This is a genomic window from Kitasatospora sp. Ki12 (assembly GCF_054601375.1).
In genome coordinates this window covers 2,483,867-2,501,777 of sequence record NZ_BAAIHT010000001.1, presented here as the reverse complement: position 1 = coordinate 2,501,777, position 17,911 = coordinate 2,483,867, and the positions used below count along the sequence as shown (strand labels likewise).

The following is a 17,911-nucleotide window of genomic DNA, read 5'->3' as shown; positions in this document are numbered from 1 at the left end:
CCACCCGTCCGGAACGACGCGCCTGCACCCTCCCGCCCGTCGTCCGCGCCCCTGCGCCCCCGCTCCGGCCACCGCGTCCGCCCGGCCGCCGAGCGGCAGATCTCCACCGGCCTGGACCTGCTGCGCACGCTGCTCCGCAGCCAGCTCGCCGCCTCGCCCCAACTCGCGACCGCCGGCGGACCGTTCGGCCACCCGCACGGCACCGGCCTGGCGCTGCGCACCACCGCCGCCGGCTCGACCGGCACCGGGGCGCGCGGCCGCACCGGCACCACCGGCGTCGGCCGCGGCCGCGCCCGGACGACGACCGGCCCCGGGTACGAGACCGAGCACAACCCGATCATGGAGCTGGTCGAGCGGGCCCAGGCCGGCGAGAGCGACGCCTTCGGCCGGCTCTACGACCACTACGCGGACACCGTCTACCGGTACATCTACTACCGGGTCGGCAGCCGGGCCACGGCCGAGGACCTCACCAGCGAGACCTTCCTGCGCGCGCTGCGCCGGATCGGCACCTTCACCTGGCAGGGCCGGGACTTCGGCGCCTGGCTGGTCACCATCGCCCGCAACCTGGTCGCCGACCACTTCAAGTCCAGCCGCTTCCGGCTGGAGGTCACCACCGGCGAGATGCTCGACTCCAACGAGTGCGAGCGCAGCCCGGAGGAGTCGGTGCTGGAGTCGCTCTCCAACGCCGCCCTGCTGGACGCGGTGCGCCGGCTCAACCCGCAGCAGCAGGAGTGCGTCACCCTGCGGTTCCTGCAAGGGCTTTCGGTCGCCGAGACGGCCCGGATCATGGGCAAGAACGAGGGTGCCATCAAGACCCTGCAGTACCGCGCCGTGCGCACCCTGGCCCGGCTGCTCCCGCCCGACGCGCGGTGAGCCGGCCGTGACCGAGGGGGACATAGCCGGAGGGCCGCCCGGCCGGCCGTCACCGTCCGCGCCCGACCGACACGTCAGAGTGAACGGTCGATCCGATGATCAGCCGTGCGTAACCGACCGCCCGCACCGCTCGTTGGCCACGGTGCAAGCCTCCACCAGGCGTACGGTCAAGCCGAATTGCGACCCGTCACCCGATGGAGTGGCTTTGGCCAGCCGGGGCAACCGTCCGGCGGGCCGGGGTGTCGACAACGACGAAGGGAGGTGTGGCCCGTGACGGCAAACGTGCTGGAGCACCGGCGGGCGAAGGCCTTCGCCGAGGCGCTGGAGGCCCACCGGACGGAGCAACGCGGCACGGCCGACGCGGAGTCGGCCGACGCCGCCGGCACCGGCGCCGGTTCGGCCGCGATGGTCGAACTGGTCGGCCTGACCGACGCGCTGGGAGCGCTACCCGGACCGGTGCTGGACCAGGAGGTCCGGACGGTCCAACGCGCCCAGCTGATGGCCGCGTTCGAGCAGGCCTTCGCCGGCGGACCGGGGGCCGCGGTGCCCCGCCAGCGCCGCCACCGGGCGATCCGGACGGCGCCACGCGGCCGCTGGAGCCGCCGGTTCGCAATCGGCGGACTCGTCGCCGGGCTCGCCGTCGGCAGCCTGGCCGGTGCCGCCGCCGCGAGCACCGGCGCCGTCCCCGGGGACACGCTGTACGGGCTGAAGCGCGGACTCGAAGGCCTGCGGCTCGACTTCGCCGGCTCCGATTCCGAGCGCGGCGAACTGCTGCTGGACAACGCCGCCAACCGGCTCGGCGAGGCCAAGACCCTGGTCGGCCGCACCGGTCCGGCCGGCGGGCTCAGCCCGGGCACGGTCGAGCAGGTCCGGCGGGCCCTGGACGACATGCACGCCGACGCGCTCAAGGGCCGCGAGCTGCTGCGCTCGGTCTACCGCAGCAACGGCTCGCTCGACCCGATGCGCGCGCTGGCCGGCTTCGCCCACGACGAGGACGGCCGCTGGAGCGAGCTCCAGGGCAAGCTGCCCGTCCAGCTCACCCAGCAGGCCGACCTGGTGAACCAGCTCTTCGACGACATAAGCGAGGACGTCGCGCCCCTGCGGCTGGCCCAGCCCCCCGCCAGGAGCGGTGGCACGGGCGGCTCCGGGGCGGGCGACGGCTCGGCCGAGTCGACCGGCGGATCCCCCGCGGGTACCCCGGCCGACGGCTCCGGAGCGGGCCGGGGCAGCGGACCGGCCCCGGGCAGCGGCGCCACCGGCGGCAACCGCCCCGGTGCCACCGACCACGCCCCGGTCCTCCCCGGCACCGGCGCGACCGGCGGCAGCGGCGGCAAGGGCGGCGGCCTGCCGAGCACCCTGCCCACCAGCGCGCCGGACGCCGTCAACGGGCTGGTCGGCGACCTCACCAGCGGGCTCACCGGCACCAAGCCCTCGCCCAGCGCCGACGCGGCCCCGTCGCAGGCGCCGCAGCCGTCCGGCACGCCCGGCGTCCCGGAGGCGGACCGGCAGCAGGGCGTCGAGGTGCCCCCACTGGTCCCGGGCCTGCTGCCCGGGCTGCGGATCCTCGGCGGCTGACCGGGGTGTGCGCGGGGCCCGGCGGAGTGCGATATCCGCCGGGCCCTTCGCCTGCCCTGGGGCCCTGAGGCCCGAAGGCCCGAAGGTCAGAAGAACACCGAGCGCCGCTGCACCAGCAGCTGGTACAGCGAGTGCTGGATGGTCTCCCGCACCTCGTCGGCCAGGTCGAAGACCAGCATCGGGTCCTCCGCGGCCTCCGCCGGGTACGTGTCGGTGGCGATCGGCTCGCCGAAGCGGATCGTCCACTTGGTCGGCAGCGGCAGCATCCCGACCGGGCCCAGCCAGGGGAAGGTCGGCGTGATCGGCACGTACGGCAGGCCCAGCAGCCGGGCCAGCGTCTTCACGTTGCCGATCATCGGGTACGTCTCCTCCGCCCCGACGATCGAGCACGGCACGATCGGCACCCGCGCCCGCAGCGCCGAGGACACGAACCCGCCGCGGCCGAACCGCTGGAGCTTGTAGCGCTCGGAGAACGGCTTGCCGATGCCCTTGAAGCCCTCCGGCCAGACCCCGACCACCTCGCCGCGCTCCAGCAGCGCCTGCGCGTCCTCGTTGCAGGCCAGCGTGTGGCCGGCCTTGCGGGCCAGCTCGTTGATCCCGGGGAGCACGAAGACCAGGTCGGCGGCGAGCATCCGCAGGTGCCGCCGGTTCGGGTGGTGGTCGTGGATGACCACCTGGGTCATCAGCGCGTCCAGCGGGATCGTCCCGGAGTGGTTCGCGACGATCAGCGCACCGCCCTCGGCCGGGATGTTCTCCACGCCCTGCACGTCGATCCGGAAGTACTTCTCGGCCAGCGGGCGCAGCAGCGAGAGCAGCACCTCCTCGGTGAGCTCCCGGTCGAAGCCGAACTCGTCCACCTCGTAGTCACCGGTGACCCGGCGGCGCAGGAAGGCCAGTCCCTCGGCGGCGCGGCCCTCCCAGCCCTTGCCGAACAGCCGGGTCGCGGCCGGGCCGAGCGGTCCGGACAGCGCCCCGCCGACGGCCCCGGCGAGCCGGTCGGCCAGGCCGGCGCCCTCGGGCGAGGTCCAGCTGGGGGCGGACTCGATCGGGATGACCTTGGCCCGGCCCGGCGCGTTCTCGGCTGCGGCACTCATCGCGGGTTCAGCTCCTCGGTCGGCGGGGGCGGTTCGGTACGGCGGCGGACCCTTCCGGGCCGAGCAGCGCGGCCAGCCGGTCGGTGACGGCGGCCAGCCGCTCGGGCGGCAGCAGGCCCGGCCCGCGGGCGGCGGCGAAGTCGGCGAAGGCCCCGGGGGTGGTGAAGGCCGGACGGTAGCCGAAGGTCTCGCGCAGCCGCGTGGTGTCCACCACCCGGCCGTGGGTGAGCAGCCGCAGCTGCTCCGGCGAGACGTCGACCAGCCGGGTCTGCCGGGCCAGCACGGCCATCCAGCTGACCGCGGGCAGCAGCAGCGGCAGGGTGGGCCGGCCGAGCCGTCGGGCGCACTGGGACAGCAGCAGGACGCCCTCGCCCGCCACGTTGAAGGTGCCGGTGTTGACGGTGCCCGGCTCGGGCTCGCCGGAGGCCCGGCAGAGCACGGCGACGGCGTCGTCCTCGTGGACGAACTGCAGCCGCGGGTCGTAGCCGAGGACGGTCGGCAGCACGGGCAGCGCGAAGTACTCGCTGAGCGGGGTGTCCGCGTCCGGGCCGACGATGTTGGCGAAGCGCAGCACCGTCACCGCGACGTCCGGGCGGCGCCGGGCGAAGCCGCGGACGTACCCCTCGACCTCCGACGCGTCCTTGGCGAAGCCGCCGCCGGGCGGGTCCTTGGGCTGGATCCGCTCGCTGAACACGGCCGGGTCGCGGGGCGCGGAACCGTAGACGCCGGTGGTGGACTTCACCACCAGCCGGCTCACCCCGGGCGCCTTCTGGCAGGCGCCGAGCAGCTGCATGGTGCCGATCACGTTGGACTCCTTCACCGCGGAGCGGTTGGTGGAGCCCAGGCCGGTGGCGCTGACGCTGAGGTGCACCACGGTGTCCACCCGGTGCTCGGCGAGCACCCGGGACAGCGCCGGGCGGCGCAGGTCGAGCTGGTGGAAGCGGTACGGGGCGGCCGGGCCGGCCGGTTCCTCGACCGGCAGCCGGGGCGGCTGCACGTCCACGCCGACGACCAGGTCCACCCCCGGACGGCGGCGGACCTCGGCGACGAAGCGGGCACCGAGATGGCGTGCCACGCCGGTGACGAGCACGACCACGCCCACGGTGCTGCACCCCATTCCCTCGGCCCGAGCGGCTTGCGTGCACCGTACCGCGCCGCCCTGCCGGGCCGTGAAACGACACCGCCCGCCCGGCCACGGGGGCCGGACGGGCGGTGGAAGCGCTGGGCGCGCTGGGCGCGGCCGGGGGCGCTTACTTCTTGTTGCGACGCTGAACGCGGGTCCGCTTCAGAAGCTTGCGGTGCTTCTTCTTGGCCATACGCTTGCGACGCTTCTTGATGACAGAGCCCACGGAACAACCCTCGCTCACTGAGACTCTCGTCCGTGAGAGACGGAGTCCATACGACTGACGTGAGGGCCTAGCCTACCGTCCGCGTGGCCGGGGCCGTAATCGTGCCCCTCGCAACCGGGAAACTCAGGGGAAATCTCCGGCGAACCGGGGCGGATCCACGGCTGTGGACCGCCCCGGCCGACGGGGTGCTACGCGCTCTCGAGCCGCACGTAGGACTCCTTGAGGTACTCGTGCACCGCCTGCTGGGGCACCCGGAAGGACCGTCCGACCCGGATGGCCGGCAGTTCTCCGCTGTGCACCAGTCGGTACACCGTCATCTTGGACACCCGCATGACCGCGGCGACCTCCGCCACGGTCAGGAAGACGACTTCCTGCAGGGGACGCTCCACGGAACTCATGACCATCACCCGACCCTTACCCGTGTGCAAGGCACCGGCTTCCCCTCCGGTGACTCCACCGGCACACGTGTATCCCCAGAGTAGTTATGGGTGGTACCAGTGGGAAGAGGGGAAGTGCAGTCCTCGTACGGTGAGAGATAGGACTGTTGCAGTACGTAGCCGATCGGCGGATCGCACCGCCCCGCGTACGCACCGCCGTGCCGGACCCGGCCGTGGCGGGGCCGGAGCGGCCGGTCAGGCCAGCAGGCCGTGGTGGGGGAAGACCGCGCGGCGGCTGGCGAGGATGGCCTGATCGAGCCGGTCGGCCGGATCGTAACCCGCCTCGAAGTCGCGCCAGGCCGGGCGGGCGCCGTCGGTCATCCGCAGCGGGGCCGGGCGGCGGGTGCGGCGGTGGACCTCGGCGCGCCAGGACTCCGGGGTCTCGGTGGCCGGGTCGACCGGCCGGCCGGCGGCGGTGGCGACCAGGTGGGTCCAGGAGCGCGGGACGACGTCCACCACCGCGTAGCCGCCCCCGCCGGTGGCCACCCAGCGGCCGCCGGTGTGCCGGTGGGCCAGGTCGTGCAGTTCCTCGGCGATCAGCCGCTGGGCGTCCACGGTGACGGCGAGGTGCGCGAGCGGGTCCTCCAGGTGGGTGTCGGCGCCGTGCTGGGTGACCAGGACCTGCGGCCGGAAGGCCGCCAGCAGGTCGGGCACCAGGGCGTGGAAGGCGCGCAGCCAGCCGGCGTCGCCGGTCCCCGCGGGCAGCGGCAGGTTGGCGGCGGAGCCGGGGGCGTCCGGGCCGCCGGTCTCCATCGGCCAGCCGGTCTGCGGGAAGAGCGTGGCGGGGTGCTCGTGCAGGGAGACCGTGAGCACCCGCGGGTCGTTCCAGAAGGCCTCCTGGACCCCGTCGCCGTGGTGGACGTCCACGTCGACGTAGGCGACCCGCTCGGCGCCGAGTTCGAGCAGCCGGGCGATGGCGAGCGCCGGGTCGTTGTAGATGCAGAAGCCGGAGGCCTTGCCGGGCATCGCGTGGTGCAGTCCGCCTGCGAAGTTGACCGCGTGCGGGGTCTCGCCGCGCCAGACCGCCTCGGCGGCGGCCACCGACTGGCCGGCGATCAGCGCGGAGGCCGAATGGACGGCGGGGAAGGCCCAGTTGTCGTCGGTGCCGAGGCCGTGCCGGGCGTCGGTCTGCTCGGGGTGGGCACCGGCGTGCTTCACCGCCTCGACGTACTCCCGGGTGTGCACCAGCCGGAGCGTGGAGTCACCGGCCGGCGGCGCGGACCGCACGGTGACCCCGGGGCCGGCGTCCAGCCCGAGCGCCTCGACCAGGCGCATGGTGAGGGCGAGGCGGGTCGGGTCCATCGGGTGGCCGGGGCCGAAGTCGTAGGCGGTGACGGCCTCGTCCCAGAAGAGGTGCAGGCCGCAGGGGGTGTCACGCTCGGCTTCGGGCATGGCCTCCACCGTAGCGGGTGGGGGCGGACGGGCCGCCGCCAGGGCGCGCCCGGGGTCAACGGCGAGGCGCTATTGAGGCGGTACAGACAAAACCTTCACGACTCCCTATCGTCTCCGCCATGAAGCCATTCAGCGTGCAACGCCTTGGGGTAATTCTCGCTGCGATACTGGGACTTGGCCTGTTCTTCGCCGCCCAGCCGGCCTCCGCCGCGGGCAGCGGACCCGCCTTCGCCGTCGACAAGCCGACCGCGAGGGCCGGTGACCAGCTGACCCTGACGCTTTCCCTCACCAACACCGAGACCAGCGACATCTACTTCGCCTACGAGACCGTCTCGCCGACCTGGCCGGCCAATACCAGCGGGGCCTTCACCGTCACGGGCTGCACCGGGGACACGGTCGACTGCGTGATCAGCGGGAACAGCGCCAACTTCCACTTCAACGCGCCGATCGCGCCGGGCGCGACCAAGACCGTCACGCTCACCGTGAAGATCGCCGACACCCCGTCCTGGGGCGCCGGGCCCTACACGGTGAACTGGGCGACGTACGTCTACTACGAGTTCGGCCAGGTGGGCGGTCCGAGCGACGTCCGGGAGGGCGGCTCGCTCACCGGCCTGCCCGAGCTGCAGACCGTGATCAGCTGACCCCCGCCCCGCCTTCGGCCCCCGTCGTCACGTGACGGCGGGGGCCGACACCGGCGCCGGGGCGAAGCGGTCGGCCAGCGGCAGGACGGCCAGCACCAGCAGCATCGGGGCGAGCAGCGCCCAGCGGTACGAGCTCGCGTCGGCGATCGCGCCGACCAGCGGCGAACCGATCAGGAAGCCCACGTAGTTGAAGAGGTTCAGCCGGGCCACCGCGGCGTCCGAGTCGGCCGGGAAGAGCCGGCCGCCGGCCGCGAACACCTGCGGGATGATCGCGCAGATGCCGAAGCCGAGCACGGTGAACGCGGCGATGCCGGCCCAGGCGGCGGGCGCGACCGCGGCCAGCCCGAAGCCGAGCGCGGCCAGCGCGGCGCCGGCCCGGACCACCGGGACCGCGCCGAAGCGCTGCACCGCGCGGTCGCCCAGGGCGCGGCCGAGCAGCATCGCGCACATGTAGCCGAGGTAGGAGAGCTTGGCGAGGTCCTCCCGGCTGCCCAGGCCGTCGGTGAGGTACTTGACGCTGTAGTTGGAGACCGAGGCGTCCGCGATGTACGCGAAGGCCATCGCCAGGCAGAGCGGCAGCAGCGGCCGCCAGGGGACGGACCGGGCGGCGGCCTCGGCGGCCTCCCGGACGGCGTCGCCGAGTTCGGCGGGGCCGGCGAACCTGGTGCCGGTGAGCACCGCGAGCGGGGCGACCACCGCGGCGGCGGTGCCGAACAGCACCGGCAGCCCGAGGTCGTAGTGCGAGCCGAGACCCGCCAGGGCCGCGCCGACGATGCCGCCGAGGCTGAACGCGGCATGGAAGCCGATCATGATCGAGCGGCCGTAGCGGTGCTGCAGGCCCACCCCGAGCATGTTCATGCTGGCGTCCAGCGCCCCCACCAGCAGCCCGAACGCGCCCAGCGCCAGCGCGAGTTGCCAGAGCTCGTCGCCGAGCCCGACGGCCGCCAGGCTGAGGCAGACGGCGGGCTGGACCACCCGCAGCACGGCCCGCGCGCCGGTGCGCTTCACCAGCCGCTCCGAGGCGATCGAGCCGGCCCCGGCCAGGACCGGCACAGCGGCCAGGAAGACCGGCAGCAGCCCGTCGCTCAGCCCGTACCGGTGCTGGATCTCCGGGATGCAGGTGACCAGCAGCGCGAAGGTGGTGCCCTGGAGCAGGAAGCTGACGGCGAGCGCGGCCCGCCCGACCCGAAGGCCGGGCGCCACCGGGGACGGGACGGGCTGCACGGACGGCGGGGCACTCACACGGACCTCCACACGGGTCTCCTGGCGACCTCGCTACCGGCCGGTAGGACGATGTTGGCGAGAGCGTAGGCGGTGCGCCGCGATTGCGGGAGGGGTCGCGCAGGGTCCGTCCGGTCCGGTCCCGGACGCCTCCCGGGCGAATTCCGGGCGTTCCGGGGTGTCCCGGGCGCGCCGGGGGGTGGCCGGGGCGTGCTGGGGGGTGGCCGGGGCGTGCCGGGGTGTGCCGGGGTGTGGCCGGGGCTACTTGCCGCCGGAGGCCAGCTCCCGGGAGCGGTCCCGGGCCGCCTCCAGGGCGCCCAGCAGCGCGGCCCGCACCCCGTGGTTCTCCAGCTCGCGGATGGCCGCGATGGTGGTGCCCGCCGGGGAGGTGACCGCCTCGCGCAGCTTCACCGGGTGCTCCCCGGAGTCCCGCAGCATCACCGAGGCGCCGATCGCCGACTGCACGATCAGGTCGTGCGCCACCTGGCGGGGCAGGCCCAGCAGGATGCCCGCGTCGGTCATCGCCTCGACCAGGAAGTAGAAGTACGCCGGGCCGGAGCCGGACAGCGCGGTGGCCGCGTCCTGCTGGGACTCCGGCAGCCGCAGCGCCTTGCCGACCGAGCTGAAGATCTCCTCGGCCCGCACCAGGTGCTCCTCGGTGGCGTGCGAGCCGCCGGAGATGACGCTCATCCCCTCGTCCACCAGGACCGGCGTGTTGGGCATCACCCGGACCACCGGGGTGCCCGCCGCCAGCCGCTCCTCGAACCAGGCGGTCGGGACACCGGCCGCGGCCGAGATCACCAGGCGGTCCGCGCCGACGTGCGGCGCCAGCTCCTCCAGCAGGGTGCCCATGTCCTGCGGCTTGACCGCCAGGATCAGGGTGTCGGCGAGCTTGGCCGCCTCGGCGTTGGAGGCCGCCACCACGCCGTACCGGGCCGCGAGTTCGGCCGCGCGCTCGGGACGGCGGGCGGTCACCAGGACGTCCGCCGGGTCCTTGCCGGCCCGCAGCAGACCGGAGAGCAGGGCCTCCCCGATCTTGCCGGTGCCCAGGAAGGCGATCTTCTGTCCGTGTGCCGCGCTGCTGCCCATGGTCCGCTCCTTGCCTCGGTACTGCGGCCATCCTCGCACCGCGCGGCGGCGCCCGGCGGGACCGTCCGGTCCGTGGTCGCGCGGCCCGGGGCGGCGCGGGGCGGCCGGTCGCCCCGGCGTTCGACCGGTCGCCCCGGCGCTCGACCCGAGGCCGCCCCGGGTCCGCCCCTAGGGAGAAAACCAGGGGGTTCCCCTATGGCCTCCGGGCCCTGGCGGGCGCACCGTTGAGCCATGGCACACGACGAAATGTCCCGACGTGAGAACCGGCAACTCGCCGTCGCCTCGGCGACCGTGGGACCGTGGCGAACCGCCGCGGGGGTCGGTGCGGTGGTGGGGGCGACATCCCTGGGGATCGAGGCGATCTCCGGGAGCTGGTCGCTGAGCATGCTGGCCGGTCCGGCCGGCTGGGCCCTGTTCTTCTTCTTCCTGGTCGGCACCGTCGGCGGGCAACTGCGCCGCGACACCGCCGACCGACGGCTGCGCCGGTGGGCGAACGACCACCCGTGGCAGTCGGCGCTGCCGGCGGCCGGCGGGCTGCTGGCCCTGAACACCCTGGCGCAGCTGTTCCTCGGCGACTCCAGTCTGTTCGGCGCCTTCTTCATCTCGCTGCTGCCCGCCGGTCTGCTGCTGGCGATCGCCGGGGTGGTGGGGTCGGTCAAGCAGGCGCGCGGCAAGTCCTGAGCCCGGCGCGGTTCCGGGACGAAGCGGGGCGAAGCGCCGCCCGACGGACACGAGTTCACCACGTGGTGTGCCCCTGATCGGCGCATCGTCACACCCCGTCGTCATACTGGCGCGATGCCGATAGCCGAAGATCCAGAACCGCGCCCCGACCGGGGCGGTGAACCGGGCGGGTCCGACCCGTCCGGGACGGGCGCGAAGGACCCGTTCGCCGACCTCGTCCTGGACGAGGAATTCGTCCGGGGCGCCGCCGTCAAGGAACAGAGCGGGCGCACCCGCATGCTGAGCGCCCGGTGGAAGCACACCCCGCCGGTCGACCCGGGCGGCCGCCGCTCGGTCAACGACGGCCCCGCGCCCAAGCGCCGCTTCGGCCGCAAGCCGAAGCCCCCGGTGTTCGACGCCTGGGGGAACGTGCGACCGCGCGCCTCGCGCTGGCGCACACCGCTCTACGTGGCGCTGACCGTCGCCGTGCTGCTCGCGGCGCTCAACATCGACGGGCTGCGCAGCTGGTACACGAGCCGCTTCGGCGGCTCCTCCGCCGCCCACACCCCCGTGCCGACCGTCGCCCCCGAGACGGCCAGGCCGACCACCGCGCCGCCGAAGGCCGACGAACAGCAGCCGACCGTCGCCCACCCCTGGGCCGGCTCCCCCGCCGAGGGCTGGCCGAACGGCGCCGAGGCCTTCGTCCTCCCCGAGGCACAGGCCACCGGCGTCTTCACGACCGCCCAGGTGGCCTCGCAACTGCAGTCCGTCAAGGACTACCTGATCGCCGCCAACCTGGACCCGGCCGTGGTCGCGGGCGGCCGGCCGGACGCCGCCCTGGCGCTGCTGGAGCGGCAGGACCAGGACGAGGCGAGGGCCGCACTGGAGCACCCGTCCAAGGAGAACGACCCGACCAACTTGTTCAGCCGGTTCGACCCGCGCGACGCGATCCCGGTGGTCGACACGGTCAAGGTCCAGGGCCGGATGACCTACGAGGGCGACGGGGACAAGGGCGTCCTGATCCACACCGACTTCAGCTTCGTGTACGCGCTGCGCCCCGGCCCGGAGGCCGCCAAGCGCGCCGCTGCGCCCCAGCCGACGACCCGTGCCCCGCAGCCGACGAAGCCGGCCGCGCCGCAGGGCGGCGGCACTCCCCGGCCGGCCGGCCTGGTCGAGCGGACGGACGACGTGGCCGGGGACACCTGGACCACCCGGACGATCGTGCGGCGGGTCGACACGTTCCGCTTCTACGACCCGGGGCGCTACCAGGTCCAGCCGAAGAAGGTCGTCTACGCCAAGAGCCAGACGGACCCTGCCAACTCGGCCTGCGACGTCTACGACGGCTTCTTCCACCCGCAGTTCGACCAGTTCGCGCCGGTGCGGCAGGACACCCCCGGCTCCCGGCCGACCGGACCCGCCATCGACCCGTACGACCGCAGCAAGGACGTCGAGCAGACCGAGGGCTGCGGCACGATCAGCCGCAACTGACCGGTCAGCGCTTGCGCTTGGGCCGGCTCGGCGACTTTCCGTCGGGCCGGCCGCCGCGGCCCGCCTGGCGCTTCTCGTGCTGGGCGACGGCCCGCTCGTACGAGGCTCGCCGCACCGCCTCGCCCGGGGCCTCGACCAGGCTGCGGGCGAAGTAGGCGGCCAGTGCGCCGGCGCTGCCGATGAGCCAGACCGCGCCGAGCGACTTGTCCTCGGCCATCCAGCCGGTCAGCTGGTCCCTGCCCTCGGTGAGCAGCTTCCAGGTGCGCCGGACGGACATCATCGAGCAGACCGCGATGGCGGCCGTCAGCAGCCCGTTGACGAAGGTGCCGTTCTCGGAGAGGGCGATGCCCTCCACGCCGAAGCGCAGCAGCAGCACCACGGCGGCGGTCGCCGCCAGGGAGCCGACCGCGACGGCGACCCGGCGCGGCCAGTAGCCGCCGTCCCGGTTCAGCCAGCTGGTGCCGAACCAGCGGATCGGCTGCGGCTCGGGGGCGCCGACGGGCCTGGGGGCGACGGGCCTGGGGGCGGGGGTGGGGGGCTGCTCGCTCACGCCGTCGATTATCACCCGGCCGGGCCGGGCGGCGGGGAGGAGCTGTCGGGGCGGGACGGCGGAGGAGCCGGTCGGGCGGGACGGCGGGGAGCCCGACCGCCCCGTACGGCGAGGAGCCGTCCCGGCCTGCGGGACGGCTCCTCGGTTTCCGGTCGCGGGGACCGGCTCGGTCTGGACAGGGGCGGACCGCTCTCAGCCGAGCTTGGTCACGTCCCGGACGGCGCCCTTGTCGGCCGAGGTCGCCATCGCCGCGTAGGCGCGCAGGGCCTGGCTGACCTGACGGACGCGGTTCTTCGGCCGGTAGCCGCCCGAGGCCTCCAGGGCGCGGCGGCGCTCGGCGAGGACCTCGTCCGGGACCTCCAGGGAGATCGTCCGGCCGGGGATGTCGATGGCGATGGTGTCGCCGTCCTCGACCAGGGCGATGGTGCCCCCGGAGGCCGCCTCCGGGGAGGCGTGGCCGATGGACAGGCCCGAGGTGCCGCCCGAGAAGCGGCCGTCGGTGACCAGCGCGCAGGCCTTGCCGAGGCCGCGGCCCTTGAGGAAGGAGGTCGGGTAGAGCATCTCCTGCATGCCCGGGCCGCCCTTGGGGCCCTCGTAGCGGATGACGACGACGTCGCCCTCCTTGATCCGCTTGGCCAGGATCGCCTCGACCGCGTCGTCCTGGGACTCGACCACGACGGCCGGTCCGCTGAAGGTCCAGATCGACTCGTCCACGCCGGCCGTCTTCACGATGCAGCCGTCCTCGGCGAGGTTGCCGTACAGCACGGCCAGGCCGCCCTCGACGGAGTACGCGTGCTCGACGCTGCGGATGCAGCCCCTGGCGGCGTCGGTGTCCAGCGACTCCCAGCGCTCGGACTGGGAGAACGCCTCGGCGGAGCGGACGCAGCCGGGGGCGGCGTGCCACAGTTCGAGGGCCTCGGCGGACGGCGAGCCGCCGCGCACGTCCCAGGTCTTGAGCCACTCGGCGAGCGAGTCGGAGTGCACGGTGTGCACGTCCTCGTTGAGCAGCCCGCCGCGGTAGAGCTCACCGAGGATGGCCGGGATGCCGCCGGCCCGGTGGACGTCCTCCATGTAGTACGAGCCGTTCGGCGCGACCTTGGACAGACAGGGCACCTTGCGGGAGATCGCGTCGATGGCCCTCTGGTCGAAGTCCAGCTCGGCCTCCTGGGCGGCGGCGAGCAGGTGCAGGATGGTGTTGGTCGAGCCGCCCATGGCGATGTCCAGGGCCATGGCGTTCTCGAAGGCCGCGCGGGTGGCGATCACGCGCGGCAGCACGGAGGCGTCGTCCTGGCCGTAATGGCGGTTCGCGATCTCGACGACCGTCCGGCCGGCGTTCTCGTACAGCGCCCGGCGGGCGGTGTGGGTGGCGAGGACGGAGCCGTTGCCGGGCAGCGAGAGGCCGATGGCCTCGGTGAGGCAGTTCATCGAGTTGGCGGTGAACATGCCGGAGCACGAGCCGCAGGTCGGGCAGGCGTTCTCCTCGATGATCGCGATGTCCTCGTCGGAGACGTTCTCGTTGACGGCCTGCGAGATCGCGTCGACCAGGTCGAGCTTGCGCACGGTGCCGTCGACCAGGGTCGCCTTGCCGGCCTCCATCGGGCCGCCGGAGACGAAGACCGTCGGGATGTTGAGGCGCAGCGCGGCCATCAGCATGCCCGGGGTGATCTTGTCGCAGTTGGAGATGCAGATCAGGGCGTCCGCGCAGTGCGCGTTGACCATGTACTCGACCGAGTCGGCGATCAGGTCGCGCGAGGGCAGCGAGTAGAGCATGCCGGCGTGGCCCATCGCGATGCCGTCGTCCACCGCGATGGTGTTGAACTCGCGCGGGATGCCGCCCGCCTGCTTGATCGCCTCGGAGACGATCCGGCCGACCGGCTGCAGGTGGGTGTGGCCGGGGACGAACTCGGTGAAGGAGTTGGCGACCGCGATGATCGGCTTGCCGAAGTCCTCGCGGGCTACGCCTGCCGCCCGGAGAAGCGCCCGGGCGCCTGCCATGTTGCGACCGTGGGTGACCGTACGGGACCTCAGCTCGGGCACTGTGCTCCACTCCTTCGGGCTCTCGCCGGCGCCCCGACGGTGGGAGGGTGCGGGGGCCGCTGTGGCTACCGAGCCTACGCCCGCCGTCCGGCCGGCGGACAGCACGTCCGCGATGCGGTCAGCGGGGCCGGGCCCGTCATCGCGGTCGTTCTGGTCGGTTCGGTTCCTCCGGTCGGTTCGGTTGCTCCGGTCAGTTCGGTTGCTCCGGTCAGTTCGGTTGCTCCGGGTGTTCCGGGTGCTCGGGGTGTTCCGGGACGACCGCCACCGTGAGGTCCACCTTGAACGGCTCGACCACGACGCCGTCCGGGAACTCGGCGAGCATGGCCTCCCGCTCGGCGGCCAGCACCGGCGCCCGCTCCTCGGGGCTCAGCGAGGCCACGTACGAGCGCGAGGTGAGGTCGGTCAGCACGTGGTCGACGGTGACCCGCCGCTCCCAGTGCAGCACCGTCCGCCCCACCGCGAGACCGGCCGACGCGAAGTGGCCGACGTGACCGTCGATCCCGCGGTACCCGTGGTAGCGGTCGGGCAGGACGGCGGCCATCCGCCGGTCGCGGGCCCGCACCCACGGCACGCTGTCGTCGTGCACGTTCCACCAGGCGGCGATCGCGCCGCCCGGCCGCAGCACCCGGAGCGCCTCGGGGACGGACCGCTCGGGACGGGTCCAGTGGAAGGCCTGGGCGTAGGCGACCAGGTCGACGGAACGGTCGTGGAAGGGCAGGTCGTCGCCGGTGCCGCGGACCAGCGGCACCGTGGGCGAGGAGGCCAGGAAGCGGGCGGCCATGCCCGCGCTGGGCTCGACCCCGACGACCTCCGCGCCCCGGCCGGCCAGCAGCCGGGTGGCGATCCCGGTGCCCGCGCCGACGTCCAGGACCCGGGCGCCCCCGAGGCCGCGGCCCCACAGCCGCTCCAGCGCGTCGAACAGCTCGTCGGGGTAGCCGGGGCGGCCCCGCTCGTACTCGTCGGCCACCGCGCCGAAGCTGGCGGCGGCCTCCCGGTAGTCCCGCTCCTCCGTCATGTCCCCACCTCCGCGCGGCGGTTCGCACCCGAGGGGCTGGCGCCGACGGGTGGCCCGTGCGGCTCAGCGTACGCGCGAGGGAGTGGCCAGGTGCAAGCGCGTGAAGGCCAGCGCCTCGGCCAGGTCGGCCTCGCGTTCGGCGGGCGACGCGGACCGGCGGGTGTTGACCTCCAGCACGACGTGCCCGTCGAAGCCGGTACGGGCCAGGTGCTCCAGCAGCTCGGCGCAGGGCTGCTTGCCGCGCCCCGGGATCAGGTGCTCGTCCTTGCCCGAACCGCTGCCGTCGGCCAGGTGGACGTGGGCCAGCCGGTCCCCCATCCGCTCGACCATCTCAAAGGCGTCGATCCGGGAGGTGGCGACGTGCGAGAGGTCGATGGTGAAGTGCCGGTACTCCTCGTCGGTCACGTCCCAGCCTGGCGCGTACGCCAGCACCTCCCGGTCGCGGTAGCGCCACGGGTACATGTTCTCGACGGCGAAGCGGACCGCCGTCTCGCCCGCCATCCGGTTGATGCCCTCGACGAAGTCCCGGGCGTACTGGCGCTGCCAGCGGAACGGCGGATGGACGACGACCGCGCTCGCACCCAGCTTCTCCGCCGCCGCCCGGGCCCGGACCAACTTCGTCCACGGGTCGGTCGTCCACACCCGCTGGGTGATCAGCAGACAGGGCGCGTGCACGGCCAGGATCGGCAGCTGGTGCGCGTCCGAGAGCCGGCGCAGGGCATCGACGTCCTGGCTGACCGGGTCGTTCCAGACCATCACCTCGACCCCGTCGTACCCCAGCTTGGCGGCCAGCTCGAAGGCGACGGCGGTGCTCGCCGGGTACACCGAGGCGGTCGACAGCACCACCTTGGTGTCGGGGATGTGCAGCGCCGGGTGCTGCGGCAGCACCAGCCGGTCGGTGGTGCGCAGCAGCGGCGGACGGGCCGCGTCCCGGCGGGCGGCCTTGACCGAGCGCACCGACTGGACGGCTGCCTTGGCGGCGCCGGCGGCCCGGGCGGTGCGGGTCTCCTTCGGCGCGGCCTTGGCGGCGGCCCGGCGGGGGGCGGGCTGCTGCTCGGCGGCTTCGGTGGTCTTGGGGGTCTTGGTCGCCTTGGTGGTCTTCGGGGTCCTGGAGGGCTTGGTGGTCTTCGGGGTCTTGGCGGTCTTGGGGGCCGCCTTGGCGGCATTGGCGTTCCTGCCGGACCCGTCGGCCTGCGCGGCGGCGGTGCCCTCGGCCGCCTTGCCCGGCCGACGGCGCGGGCCGTCCGGCCGCGGCTGCCCGTCCCCGGGAGCGCGGCCCTCCCGCGTACCGTCCTCGCCCGCTGGATGCACCACGGGAGACAGCGTAAGCGGAGCGCGCTCCGAACGGGACGCCGTCTCGACGGCGCCCCGACGTTGTCCCGGCGCCGCCCCGGCCCGTCCTGACCTCGTCGTCCTACGGGGTGAGCGCCGGTCGGCGCCGGTCGGCGGGGCTGTCCATGGCGTCCAGCCGGCGCAGGATGATGCCCTCGCGCAGCGCCCACGGGCAGACGTCCAGCTCTTCGAGGCCGAACAGGTCCATCGCGGCGTCGGCGACCAGCGCGCCGGCCAGCAGCTGCTTGGCGCGGCCTTCGGAGACCCCGGGGATCTGCGCCCGCTCGGCGACGGTCATCGTCGACAGCCGCGGCACCCACGCGGCCAGCCCGCTGCGGGTCAGCCGGCGGTCCGCGTACGGGCCCGCGTCGGCGGGGGCGGCGCCGGTCATCCGGGCCAGCTGCTTGAAGGTCTTGGAGGTGGCGACCGCGTGCTGCGGCGGACCGAGCCGGGCGATCTCGCCGACCACGGCGGCCATCTCGGCCCGGATGTGGCGTCTCAACCCGCGCAGCTCGTCCGGATCGGCGACGTCCCCGGCCAGCCAGCCGGCGGTCAGCCGCCCGGCGCCCAGCGGCAGCGAGCAGGCGACGTCCGGCTGCTCGTCCAGGCCGCAGGCGATCTCCAGGGAGCCGCCGCCGATGTCCAGGTTGAGCAGCCGGCCCGAGGACCAGCCGAACCAGCGGCGGACCGCCAGGAAGGTGAGCCGGGCCTCGTCCTGCCCGGACAGCACCCGCAGCTCGACGCCGGTCTCGGCCGCCACCCGGCGCAGCACCTCCTCGCCATTGGCGGCCTCGCGCACGGCCGAGGTGGCGAACGGCAGGATGTCGACGACGCCCTTGTCCTCGGCGACCCGCAGTGAGGAGGCGATGTGGCCGACCAGCCGCTCGACGCCGGCCTCGCTTATCGCCCCGTTCTCGTCCAGCAGCTCGGCCAGACGCAGTTCGGCCTTGTGGGAGTACGCGGGCAGCGGGGCGGCGCCCGGATGGGCGTCCACCACGAGGAAGTGGACCGTGTTGGAACCTACGTCGAGAACACCGAGTCGCATAATCCTCCACGCTACGCGATCCGGGCCCGGGCGAGGGGGGTTGCGGCCCTGTTCGCGCTGGTCCGGGGGGCCGGGGGCGGGGCAGGTGGGGGTCGGTCCGGGACCGGTCCGGG

17 protein-coding genes are annotated in these 17,911 nt (G+C 74.1%); 5 read left to right on the top strand and 12 right to left on the bottom strand.

Annotated elements, in window-relative coordinates; translation table 11 throughout:
• Window positions 1–99: 99 nt before the first annotated feature.
• Window positions 100–873 carry an ECF subfamily RNA polymerase sigma factor, BldN family gene (locus tag ACYP53_RS10935; RefSeq protein ID WP_373313727.1) on the top strand — a complete coding sequence of 258 codons (774 nt, stop codon included), beginning with the start codon at window positions 100–102 and terminating at the stop codon, window positions 871–873.
• A 270-nt stretch (window positions 874–1,143) separates the two neighbouring features.
• On the top strand, window positions 1,144–2,448 hold the full coding sequence (locus tag ACYP53_RS10930; RefSeq protein ID WP_459647287.1) for a DUF5667 domain-containing protein: 1,305 nt from the start codon (window positions 1,144–1,146) through the stop codon (window positions 2,446–2,448).
• An 86-nt stretch (window positions 2,449–2,534) separates the two neighbouring features.
• Here the strand turns inward: ACYP53_RS10930 and ACYP53_RS10925 are convergent, their stop codons facing one another.
• From ACYP53_RS10925 to ACYP53_RS10905, 5 genes are all read right to left on the bottom strand, one after another.
• Window positions 2,535–3,542, bottom strand: a complete 1,008-nt coding sequence (locus tag ACYP53_RS10925; protein ID WP_459647286.1) for a lysophospholipid acyltransferase family protein — start codon at window positions 3,540–3,542, stop codon at window positions 2,535–2,537.
• Between the two features lie 7 nt (window positions 3,543–3,549).
• Window positions 3,550–4,644 carry an NAD-dependent epimerase/dehydratase family protein gene (locus ACYP53_RS10920; RefSeq protein ID WP_459647285.1) on the bottom strand — a complete coding sequence of 365 codons (1,095 nt, stop codon included), beginning with the start codon at window positions 4,642–4,644 and terminating at the stop codon, window positions 3,550–3,552.
• A gap of 148 nt (window positions 4,645–4,792) precedes the next feature.
• Window positions 4,793–4,891 (bottom strand): 30S ribosomal protein bS22, encoded by a 99-nt coding sequence (locus ACYP53_RS10915; protein ID WP_003948845.1) that lies wholly within the window; start codon window positions 4,889–4,891, stop codon window positions 4,793–4,795.
• 188 nt (window positions 4,892–5,079) lie between these two features.
• Entirely contained in the window at window positions 5,080–5,289 is a 210-nt protein-coding gene (locus tag ACYP53_RS10910; RefSeq protein WP_045699258.1) for a helix-turn-helix domain-containing protein, read from the bottom strand.
• 234 nt (window positions 5,290–5,523) lie between these two features.
• Window positions 5,524–6,720, bottom strand: coding sequence for an acetoin utilization protein AcuC (locus tag ACYP53_RS10905; RefSeq protein ID WP_459647284.1), 1,197 nt, complete (start codon window positions 6,718–6,720; stop codon window positions 5,524–5,526).
• A 119-nt stretch (window positions 6,721–6,839) separates the two neighbouring features.
• Between ACYP53_RS10905 and ACYP53_RS10900 the strand changes: the two genes are divergently transcribed.
• On the top strand, window positions 6,840–7,361 hold the full coding sequence (locus ACYP53_RS10900; RefSeq protein ID WP_189915947.1) for a hypothetical protein: 522 nt from the start codon (window positions 6,840–6,842) through the stop codon (window positions 7,359–7,361).
• Between the two features lie 27 nt (window positions 7,362–7,388).
• Here ACYP53_RS10900 and ACYP53_RS10895 read toward each other — a convergent pair whose 3' ends face one another.
• Together ACYP53_RS10895 and proC are read right to left on the bottom strand one after the other, a co-directional pair.
• Window positions 7,389–8,603: an MFS transporter gene (locus tag ACYP53_RS10895; protein WP_459647283.1), complete on the bottom strand. Its 1,215-nt coding sequence runs from the start codon at window positions 8,601–8,603 to the stop codon at window positions 7,389–7,391.
• Window positions 8,604–8,843: 240 nt separating this feature from the next.
• Window positions 8,844–9,671 carry a pyrroline-5-carboxylate reductase gene (proC, locus tag ACYP53_RS10890; RefSeq protein ID WP_459647282.1) on the bottom strand — a complete coding sequence of 276 codons (828 nt, stop codon included), beginning with the start codon at window positions 9,669–9,671 and terminating at the stop codon, window positions 8,844–8,846.
• Between the two features lie 231 nt (window positions 9,672–9,902).
• On the opposite strand from proC, the gene ACYP53_RS10885 reads away from it, so the two are divergent.
• Both ACYP53_RS10885 and ACYP53_RS10880 read left to right on the top strand, forming a co-directional pair.
• The gene (locus ACYP53_RS10885) at window positions 9,903–10,352 is read left to right on the top strand and encodes a hypothetical protein (protein ID WP_459647281.1); all 450 of its coding nucleotides are present in this window, start codon (window positions 9,903–9,905) and stop codon (window positions 10,350–10,352) included.
• A 114-nt stretch (window positions 10,353–10,466) separates the two neighbouring features.
• Window positions 10,467–11,819 carry an SCO2583/SCO2584 N-terminal domain-containing protein gene (locus tag ACYP53_RS10880; protein ID WP_459647280.1) on the top strand — a complete coding sequence of 451 codons (1,353 nt, stop codon included), beginning with the start codon at window positions 10,467–10,469 and terminating at the stop codon, window positions 11,817–11,819.
• A gap of 4 nt (window positions 11,820–11,823) precedes the next feature.
• Here ACYP53_RS10880 and ACYP53_RS10875 read toward each other — a convergent pair whose 3' ends face one another.
• The 5 genes from ACYP53_RS10875 to ACYP53_RS10855 all read right to left on the bottom strand — a co-directional run bounded on the left by ACYP53_RS10875 (window position 11,824) and on the right by ACYP53_RS10855 (window position 17,798).
• Window positions 11,824–12,369, bottom strand: coding sequence for a hypothetical protein (locus ACYP53_RS10875; protein ID WP_459647279.1), 546 nt, complete (start codon window positions 12,367–12,369; stop codon window positions 11,824–11,826).
• Between the two features lie 192 nt (window positions 12,370–12,561).
• Window positions 12,562–14,406, bottom strand: coding sequence for a dihydroxy-acid dehydratase (gene ilvD, locus ACYP53_RS10870; protein ID WP_459647278.1), 1,845 nt, complete (start codon window positions 14,404–14,406; stop codon window positions 12,562–12,564).
• Between the two features lie 208 nt (window positions 14,407–14,614).
• Window positions 14,615–15,421 carry a class I SAM-dependent methyltransferase gene (locus ACYP53_RS10865; RefSeq protein ID WP_459647277.1) on the bottom strand — a complete coding sequence of 269 codons (807 nt, stop codon included), beginning with the start codon at window positions 15,419–15,421 and terminating at the stop codon, window positions 14,615–14,617.
• Window positions 15,422–15,484: 63 nt separating this feature from the next.
• Window positions 15,485–16,288: a sugar phosphate isomerase/epimerase family protein gene (locus tag ACYP53_RS10860; RefSeq protein ID WP_189916220.1), complete on the bottom strand. Its 804-nt coding sequence runs from the start codon at window positions 16,286–16,288 to the stop codon at window positions 15,485–15,487.
• Window positions 16,289–16,835: 547 nt separating this feature from the next.
• Window positions 16,836–17,798, bottom strand: a complete 963-nt coding sequence (locus ACYP53_RS10855; RefSeq protein ID WP_189915940.1) for a Ppx/GppA family phosphatase — start codon at window positions 17,796–17,798, stop codon at window positions 16,836–16,838.
• Window positions 17,799–17,911 lie beyond the last annotated feature (113 nt).

Bases quoted from the DNA above. Each gene is read 5' to 3' on its own strand.
- ACYP53_RS10925 (WP_459647286.1), bottom strand. From the start codon at position 3,542: ATGAGTGCCGCAGCCGAGAACGCGCCGGGCCGGGCCAAGGTCATCCCG.
- ACYP53_RS10910 (WP_045699258.1), bottom strand. From the start codon at position 5,289: ATGAGTTCCGTGGAGCGTCCCCTGCAGGAAGTCGTCTTCCTGACCGTG.
- ACYP53_RS10905 (WP_459647284.1), bottom strand. From the start codon at position 6,720: ATGCCCGAAGCCGAGCGTGACACCCCCTGCGGCCTGCACCTCTTCTGG.
- ACYP53_RS10900 (WP_189915947.1), top strand. From the start codon at position 6,840: ATGAAGCCATTCAGCGTGCAACGCCTTGGGGTAATTCTCGCTGCGATA.
- proC (WP_459647282.1), bottom strand. From the start codon at position 9,671: ATGGGCAGCAGCGCGGCACACGGACAGAAGATCGCCTTCCTGGGCACC.
- ACYP53_RS10885 (WP_459647281.1), top strand. From the start codon at position 9,903: ATGGCACACGACGAAATGTCCCGACGTGAGAACCGGCAACTCGCCGTC.
- ACYP53_RS10880 (WP_459647280.1), top strand. From the start codon at position 10,467: ATGCCGATAGCCGAAGATCCAGAACCGCGCCCCGACCGGGGCGGTGAA.
- ACYP53_RS10865 (WP_459647277.1), bottom strand. From the start codon at position 15,421: ATGACGGAGGAGCGGGACTACCGGGAGGCCGCCGCCAGCTTCGGCGCG.
- ACYP53_RS10855 (WP_189915940.1), bottom strand. From the start codon at position 17,798: ATGCGACTCGGTGTTCTCGACGTAGGTTCCAACACGGTCCACTTCCTC.